Origin of the sequence: Corallococcus sp. CA047B, assembly GCF_003612065.1 — a bacterium.
GTDB lineage: Bacteria > Myxococcota > Myxococcia > Myxococcales > Myxococcaceae > Corallococcus > Corallococcus praedator.
In genome coordinates this window covers 1-7,207 of the sequence record NZ_RAWD01000403.1, presented here as the reverse complement: position 1 = coordinate 7,207, position 7,207 = coordinate 1, and the positions used below count along the sequence as shown (strand labels likewise).

The following is a 7,207-nucleotide window of genomic DNA, read 5'->3' as shown; positions in this document are numbered from 1 at the left end:
CGCCCATTCCCACCCCGACACGGAAGTCCTTCCCGCAGAAGAGCGCGACCACCATGCCCTGGAGCAACAGCTCGGTTCCCGCGAAGACGCCCGCTGCGCAGCATCCGGCCCAGGGAATGTCTCCCAGTTCCCTCCGGACCGCGGCCGCGAAGCGCCCCGCGTCGTACTGGTCCGTGCACAGGACGAGCGCGAAGGCGGGGGCGTCCGCCCCCCGCAGCGCCTGTTGGCTCGCTTCCCGAGAGGCAGCTTCACAATCCGGCGAGCTGCTCTTTCCAATGTGGATCCGCATGGACTCCAGAATCGTTATGCACGGGTGAACGCGCTCGCAGGAGTCGACGGCTTCGTTCGCGCCTCGCCCACCAGGATGGCAGCGCCTGTTCGACTGGCCTGTGAGGAACGAACGGTTGCCGCCGCCCGTGGGGGCGACGCCCCTGGGGTGGGTCTTGCCGGTGAAGCAGGCTCCGGGGCGCGCTATGCCGCCTGGCTTGCCCGCGCATAGCGGCCCGGAGACTGGCCCACGTGTCGGCTGAACGCCGTACTGAAGGTGCTCGCCGAGCTGTACCCGACGCGCTCGGCGACCTCCGCGATGGCGAGCTCCCGGCGGCGAAGCAGCCCCCTCGCCACGGCCATCCGCCAGTCCAGCAGGTACTCCATCGGGGGCAGCCCCACGGTGCGCGTAAAGCGATCGAAGAATGCCGAGCGCGAGAGCGCCGCGCTCTTCGCGAGCTGCGCCACCGTCCACGGACGCGCGAGGTGACCGTGCATCTGCCGTATCGCCGGTGCGAGCCGCGCATCGGCCAGACCGCGCAGGAGCCCGGGAGGCGCGTCGTCGCTCGACGTCGACCGCAGCGCCTCGATGAGCAGTAGCTCCACGAGACGCGTGAGCACGAGGTCGCGGCCCGAGCGCTGCTCGCCCGTCTCGTCGCCGACGAGTCGCACCAGCATCGAGAGCCGCTCCACGCCGCGCACGTGCACCAGGGCCGGGAGCAACGACACCATCAGGGCCGCGTCCGGCGAGTCGAAGACGAAGTAACCGCCGAGCAGGCGCACGTCGGGAGGGCCGCCACGCGTGCCGTGACGCACCTCACCCTTCGGAGAGGGCGTCACCTTGGGGTCGATGCGCGCGGGTGTCACCGGATCAAAGCCGGACAGGGTGAAGCCCGGCGTCGCCGGCAGGAGTACGAAATCGCCCGCCACGAGCGTGAGGGCGGGCTGACCGTCGACAGCGAGTCGGCAGCGCCCCTCGAGCACGGCACAGAAGCTCGGCTGGCCAAAGTCCGAGTAGCGAACGCCCCAGCGGCCCGCTCCGCTGATGCCTTTCGAGAAGACGGCTCGTGGCTGAAGCAAGGCGATGACTTCCGAGAGCGGGTCGGCCATGGCTGGACTCTAGCAAAAGAAATATGGACCCCGCGTGGTGGAGAGTCCTGCCGGCCGCAAGTACCTTGGGACCATCGACGCCGCGCGAATCGCGGCAAGGGAGTCGACATGAAGGCAACGTACGGATTCCGGGCGACGCAGGACGAAGTGCCTGTCGGCGGCAGGCTCAACGCGGGAGGGAGGTCATGAAGACGGTGCTCATCACGGGTTGCTCCTCCGGCTACGGACTCGAGACCGCGCGCCACTTTCACGCACAGGGTTGGAACGTGGTCGCGACCATGCGAACGCCACGCGAGGACGTCCTCCCTCGTTCGGACCGGCTGCGCGTGGTGCCGCTCGACGTGACGAAGCCCGAGAGCATCGCGGCGGCGCTGGAGGCGAGCGGGCCCATCGACGTGCTCGTCAACAACGCGGGCATCGGGCTCATGGGGGCCTTCGAGGCCACGCCGATGGCCACGGTGCGTGACGTGTTCGAGACCAACGTCTTCGGTGTGATGGCGATGACGCAGGCCGTGCTGCCCCGGTTTCGCGCACGCAAGTCGGGAGTGATTGTGAACGTGACGTCCAGCGCGACGCTGGCGCCGATGCCACTGGTGGCCGTGTACACCGCGAGCAAGGTGGCCATCGAAGGATTCACGGCGTCGCTCGCGTTCGAGCTCGAAGCCTTCAACCTGCGCGTGAAGCTTGTCGAGCCGGGCTACTGCCCGAGCACCCGCTTCACGAGCAACGGAAGCCCCCGCATGGAAGGGCTGTTCCCCGAGGCATATGCGCCTTTCGCACAGCGCATCTTCGCCTCCTTCGGGCAGCCCGCCGCGGTGACGCGCGAGTCCGACGTGGCTGAAGCGGTCTGGCACGCCGCGAACGACACGTCGGAGAAGCTCCGTTTTCCCGCAGGCCCCGACGCGGTCGCACTGGCTCGGTCGGCGTGAGCAGGCTCAAAGCTCAACGAGGACGCGCAAGGCGGCTACTTCGGAAGGGGCCGCTCCGGCGACACCGATGACGGGCGCGGGGGCTCCGCCTTGAAGGACGCCCAGGACAACGACACCTCCTGACCCATCGCATCGCGGCCGTGGAGGGTGTCGAGGACCTGCTTCACCTCCGACCGCACGTCGCCCGCGGGCACGGTGACGTCACCCCGGAAGCCCCCTCGGCCCAGGTCCTCCTTCACGGTGATGAGCTCCCGCCATGCGTAGGTGCGGGTGCCCACCTGGTCGTCCCAGCTCACGGTGAGGCGCTCCACGCGCTCCCAGACGACGTGGGTGTCTTCGGGCACGTCCACCTGGAGCTGGCTCCTCCAGCCGTCGTTCGCGGAGCGCGCGGCCACCCGTTCCAACTTCAAGCTCGCCGCAGGAGCACCCTCAGGCGGGGGCTGCGCGCGGACCTGCACGAACGCCGTCGCGCCCTGCCCTCCTTCGGTGGTCAGCCGCACGGCATGGACCCGGACGTCCTGCCCCCCCGGCGCGGGAGGCGCGAAGACATGCGTGGCTTCAGGCACCGTCGTCACGGTGGAGCTTCCGTCACCGAAGTCCCAGGTGTACGCGGCGACGGGAGCAGGAGACACCGCGCGGAGGTCGAAGGTGGTAGGGCCGCGCTGGGTGACTTCGATGCGAAGCAGGTGCGCCTGCCCCTCCCCCGTGCCACAGGCGCGCACGTCGATGCCAGCGACCTGCTCGGCCAGCACACCGACGCGGCGGCCTCCCAGGTCCTTGCAGAGCTGGAAGCGGACGAAGTACCGGCCCGCGGTCGCGGGGGCACGCCACGCGAGGCGTGCGCCGGGATGCAGCTCCGCCCCGGTCTCCAGCCCCGGCCACACCCAGCGCGGGACAACGCCTGGCTCGGGAGTGCCTCCCACTCGCGCGGACAGCGTCAGCAGCTCGCCCGCGCAGACCCACGGGCGGTCCGCGTCGAGTCCCTCGATGACGGCGCTCGACGCCAGCACCACGCGCTCCTCGGTCAGGGCGGCGGAGAGGGCCTCACCGGTCGCGGCGGGCGGGACCTCCGTGGCAGCGGGCCATGGCTGTGCGGGAAGGCCGGGGCGCGCGGCGGCCTCCCCCTGCCGCGCGGGCTCCGTCACGACGACGCGCGGCGGGGCGGGCGTGGGGGATGCCGGGTCATTCCTGGCCAGCACCCAGGCCATGGCGATGACCAGGAGCCCTCCTGCGAACAGGAGGGCGCGGGTGTGTCCACCACGTCCGGTGTGCATGGGCGCGCGAACTCAGAAGCCGAAGTCGTTGAGGTGGCGCCGGTAGCCTTCGGAGTTGGGGCGATACCACTGATCATCCCAGCCGGTGAACGCCACGTCGTCGAGCAGCCGCTCCGTCTTCCCGTTGAGGAGGACAGCGTTGATGAGGGGCACGGCGGTGGAGCCTACGTTGCGCGCGGCGAGCTTGTTCGCGGTGGGGTCCAGGTACTGGGCGGTGGTGCGGCTGCAGTAGTCCTGGAGGAAGCAGCCCCGGTCGCACACGGCCAGGGTGTTGTAGGAGGCGTGTTTGTCCTCGGCCATGTAGAGGACCGGCCATCCGCGATAGCCATTGCGTGAATCGCTCAAGTCATACTCGAGCTGGTCGGCCGCGTACCACGCGGAGGAGTCGCACGAACTCTTGCGGTGGGCGGACAGGTAGGCCCAGTCGAGGTACCAGCGCCCACCGGAGAAGTGCACCTCGAAAATCTGGAACTCAGGGTCGCCGTCGTGCCCGGTGGTGACACCGGTGTCATCGAAGAACGTGTCCAGATAGAAGATGCGCACGGTGCGCGTGGCGAAGGCCTCGCTCTTGACGGCGTAGTAGGGCCGGCGGCCCATGCCGCTCTCACCGCTGTCGAACCAGAACAGGGGCATGAACCACTTCGCGAGCTGGTATTCACAGTCGTCGTTGAGGCCGTCCCGGTCCGCGTCCGTGCCGGTGCCCCAGCAGTTGTCACCGTAGGGGATGACGGAGAGGCCATCCGCGCGGGCGGCTGGGGCCCACAGCGCGAGGAACAGGCTCAACGACAGGAAGACGGTGCGCGGACCATGGCCCATGGAAGTGCTCCAGCGGACGTCGGGGGAGGCCGGAGGCTACCGCATCCGGAGCCCTGTCCAGCTGTCGGTTCGCTCACTTCGGGTCCGGCTGCTGCCCCTGTTGCTTCTCGTACGCATCGAGTTGGGACAGCAGTTTCCGCGCGGCCTGACACGCGGGGTCCTCCGGCCCGAATTTGCAGGAGCGCCCCAGCACGTTGCGCGCCTTCTTCAGGTCCCGCGCCAGGCTCTTGCCCTGGACGAGATCGAGGCCGTGCATGGAGCATCCCCACGGGTCCCCACGTGAGCACGTCTTCTCGTAGGTGCGCGCGGTACACGCCAACACCGTGTCGTCGGGTTGTGGCAGGATCTGAAGCCCCGCGGCCCGGTTCGTACAGCCTGACATCAGGCCCAGGGCGCAGGAGCGGTAGAAGAGCGGCTCCGCCCATTCAGCGGTTCTCTTGTCCTCCTGGAGGACGATGGCGAGGCCGTAGCAGGCCGTGACATCCGACTCGAAGCACTGATGCGCGCACCAGGAGAGCCGCTTGTCGCAGTAGGTGCTGAAGTCCCCGGACTTCGCCTGGCGCTCGGGGACGACCTCCGCGGGGCAACCCTCACGCTCGGCGACGCTCGCGCGGGCCCGCACGATGTCGAGCGCCCGCGCGCGATCCTCCTCTGGCGTCAATGCGCGCTGGCAGGCCGCGCCACCCAGCAGCAGCAATGCGAGGGACACGACTCGCAACATGACTCACCCCACCCGCTTCAGTCCGAACAACCCCATCCGCCGAGCGTAGGCGAGCACCCTCTCGGCACCAAGCCCATGCGGCGCCTCGACCCGCCTCGGCATGTGCCGAATCCAGCGTCTTGGAGATGAGGGTTGTGCGCGACGCAATTGCACTGTGCGGTCCCGCCCTCACTACAAAGATAGGATTACTTCGTGACGAAGAGGGCCTTCAGCTCTTCTGAGGTGCCATTGAAGTAGTTCTGGTCAACCTGCCCGTCGATGCCGGCCACCTTGCCGCTCTCCGTGTATTGCCAGAAGTGCCAGCGCTTCCACCCCTTGGGGAGCCTGGGCTCGGTCTGGTTCGTGTACGCGGCGAGCCAGAGCGGAGAGTCCACGAAGTAGGGGTGGTCACAGAAGTTGGTGCTCCACGTCACGTGGTTCGTGTAGATCATCGGCTTGCATCCGAGCTCCTTCTCCACGCCCTCGGAGAAGCGCTGGAGCATCCCCGCGAGTTGCACGCACGTGAAGCCGTCGTACTCGTTCTTGAACGCCTCCACATCCACCACCGGGGGAAGCTCACCGGGGTCGGGCTTCAGGCGCTTCGTGAAGTTCGCCACCTGCTTGTCCACGTCCTCCTTGGGATGGAAGAAGTGGTAGGCCCCGCGAGGAAGCCCCGCCTTCCGGGCCCCGCTCCAGTGCGTCGTGAAGCGCGAGTCCCTCAGGTTCGTGGACTCCGTTGCCTTCACGAAGACAAAGTCGGCCTTGGACTTGAGGTCGTCCCAGTTCACGGTCAACTGATAGCGGGAGATGTCGATGCCCTGCAGCCAGACCTTCGACTTCTGGCCCTTCACGGCCTCCGCGACCGGCGCGGCGGCGAAAGCCTCGGGAGCCTTCGCCTCCGCTGTGGGAGCCGGCACTTCGAGGGGCTTGGGAGGGGGAACCCTCTGGAAGTTGCAGGCCACGAGGCCCAGGGTGCTCATCCAGATCCGCACGCAAAGCCGACGTCGCCCAGCCGCACCCCGCTCGCCGAGGCGCCGAACCGCAGCAAGGAGATGACCGACTTCAAGCCCCCTCTTCTGATTTTTCAGCATGTGTCTCTCGCATGTCGAAGAAGGCATGGATGCTTCATGCGTCCAGTGTCGATGACGAGACAAGGATCTGCAGAAGGCATGCCTCCTCCTCGTGCAAGGGCTCCGGTGAGCGTCACGGTCATCGTGGCGTGAGCGGGCCCTCCCACGGGCTCCAGGTCTTCCTGGCAAGAAGTTGCCGACGGGGGTTGCCGGGAAGGGTTTCTCGGCGAGAACTTGCCGAGAACTCACGGTGCGGCGTCCTGGGCTTCTTCTGATTCGCCTTGTTCGCGGACATCCCGTGCTCCTTCCATCGCATCTCGGGTGTCCACGGAACTGGGCTGCTCCCATCCAGGCCGATTCCCTCGGAGGAAGTGCCCTCGTCCCTGGGTGAGCACGCCTGCATACCTGCCTGGCATGCGGGGTGTACTACGAGCACCTGTCGACACAGACAATCACCGCAGCCCGCCCAGCTTCAAACCCCCAGCGTCGCAGGAGAGAGAGACATGAAATCAAATCAACCCCTGTCGTTTGCCTTCCAATCGCCGGGAAGCAGTACTGCACGAGCCTGAACGAGCCGTCGGATCCCCACAGTTGGGGGGACAACCACCTGTGCTCGGACATCAATCATGGGCTCGTGAACTATCTCTGCGTGCCCGAAGCCAGCCACCTGGATTTCCAGGGGTCCTACCTCGGACCGATCCAGGGCAAGCGCTGCATCCAGGTCAATGAGCCGGGTGATCCCAACGCCTGGAGCGACAATTATCTGTGCTATTGACTCACCTGCGGTTCCTCGCGCCAGCAGCCAATCGCGCACCGCGAGGAACCGCGCCGACTCTCAACGTTGAACACACTGTCCGATGGGACGCTCACCCCGGAGGAGCAGGGGCAGGTCGAGCAGGGCGTGACGCGCGTTGGGTGGATTCAAGCGGTCGTCGCAACGCCTCCTGGTTGAAGTGAGCGTAGATGAGTGTTCAGCGCCTCGGAAGGTGTCTTCCATCCAAGAGTCCTGCGGGGCCGGTTGTTGAGGGCGGCGGCGACAGT

The 7,207-nt window shown here is 67.4% G+C and carries 7 protein-coding genes; 1 reads left to right on the top strand and 6 read right to left on the bottom strand.

Annotated features, from left to right (window positions below):
• Positions 1-289, bottom strand: a 289-nt coding sequence (locus D7X74_RS37090) for an FIST N-terminal domain-containing protein (protein ID WP_304984945.1), incomplete at its 3' end; no start/stop codon positions are given.
• 182 nt (positions 290-471) lie between these two features.
• Entirely contained in the window at positions 472-1,377 is a 906-nt protein-coding gene (locus tag D7X74_RS37085) for an AraC family transcriptional regulator (protein ID WP_120537706.1), read from the bottom strand.
• A gap of 185 nt (positions 1,378-1,562) precedes the next feature.
• On the opposite strand from D7X74_RS37085, the gene D7X74_RS37080 reads away from it, so the two are divergent.
• Positions 1,563-2,306, top strand: coding sequence for an SDR family oxidoreductase (locus tag D7X74_RS37080; RefSeq protein WP_120537705.1), 744 nt, complete (start codon positions 1,563-1,565; stop codon positions 2,304-2,306).
• 35 nt (positions 2,307-2,341) lie between these two features.
• Here the strand turns inward: D7X74_RS37080 and D7X74_RS37075 are convergent, their stop codons facing one another.
• From D7X74_RS37075 to D7X74_RS43300, 4 genes are all read right to left on the bottom strand, one after another.
• The gene (locus D7X74_RS37075) at positions 2,342-3,580 is read right to left on the bottom strand and encodes a PKD domain-containing protein (protein WP_233602418.1); all 1,239 of its coding nucleotides are present in this window, start codon (positions 3,578-3,580) and stop codon (positions 2,342-2,344) included.
• 12 nt (positions 3,581-3,592) lie between these two features.
• Positions 3,593-4,396 (bottom strand): hypothetical protein, encoded by an 804-nt coding sequence (locus D7X74_RS37070; protein ID WP_120537704.1) that lies wholly within the window; start codon positions 4,394-4,396, stop codon positions 3,593-3,595.
• Between the two features lie 73 nt (positions 4,397-4,469).
• Positions 4,470-5,117, bottom strand: a complete 648-nt coding sequence (locus D7X74_RS37065; RefSeq protein ID WP_120537703.1) for a hypothetical protein — start codon at positions 5,115-5,117, stop codon at positions 4,470-4,472.
• A gap of 185 nt (positions 5,118-5,302) precedes the next feature.
• The gene (locus tag D7X74_RS43300; RefSeq protein ID WP_158622349.1) at positions 5,303-6,076 is read right to left on the bottom strand and encodes a glycoside hydrolase family 25 protein; all 774 of its coding nucleotides are present in this window, start codon (positions 6,074-6,076) and stop codon (positions 5,303-5,305) included.
• Between the last annotated feature and the right edge of the window lie 1,131 nt (positions 6,077-7,207).

Coding starts and splice junctions, on each gene's coding strand:
- D7X74_RS37085 (WP_120537706.1), bottom strand. CDS start 1,377: ATGGCCGACCCGCTCTCGGAAGTCATCGCCTTGCTTCAGCCACGAGCC.
- D7X74_RS37080 (WP_120537705.1), top strand. CDS start 1,563: ATGAAGACGGTGCTCATCACGGGTTGCTCCTCCGGCTACGGACTCGAG.
- D7X74_RS37075 (WP_233602418.1), bottom strand. CDS start 3,580: ATGCACACCGGACGTGGTGGACACACCCGCGCCCTCCTGTTCGCAGGA.
- D7X74_RS37070 (WP_120537704.1), bottom strand. CDS start 4,396: ATGGGCCATGGTCCGCGCACCGTCTTCCTGTCGTTGAGCCTGTTCCTC.
- D7X74_RS37065 (WP_120537703.1), bottom strand. CDS start 5,117: ATGTTGCGAGTCGTGTCCCTCGCATTGCTGCTGCTGGGTGGCGCGGCC.
- D7X74_RS43300 (WP_158622349.1), bottom strand. CDS start 6,076: ATGAGCACCCTGGGCCTCGTGGCCTGCAACTTCCAGAGGGTTCCCCCT.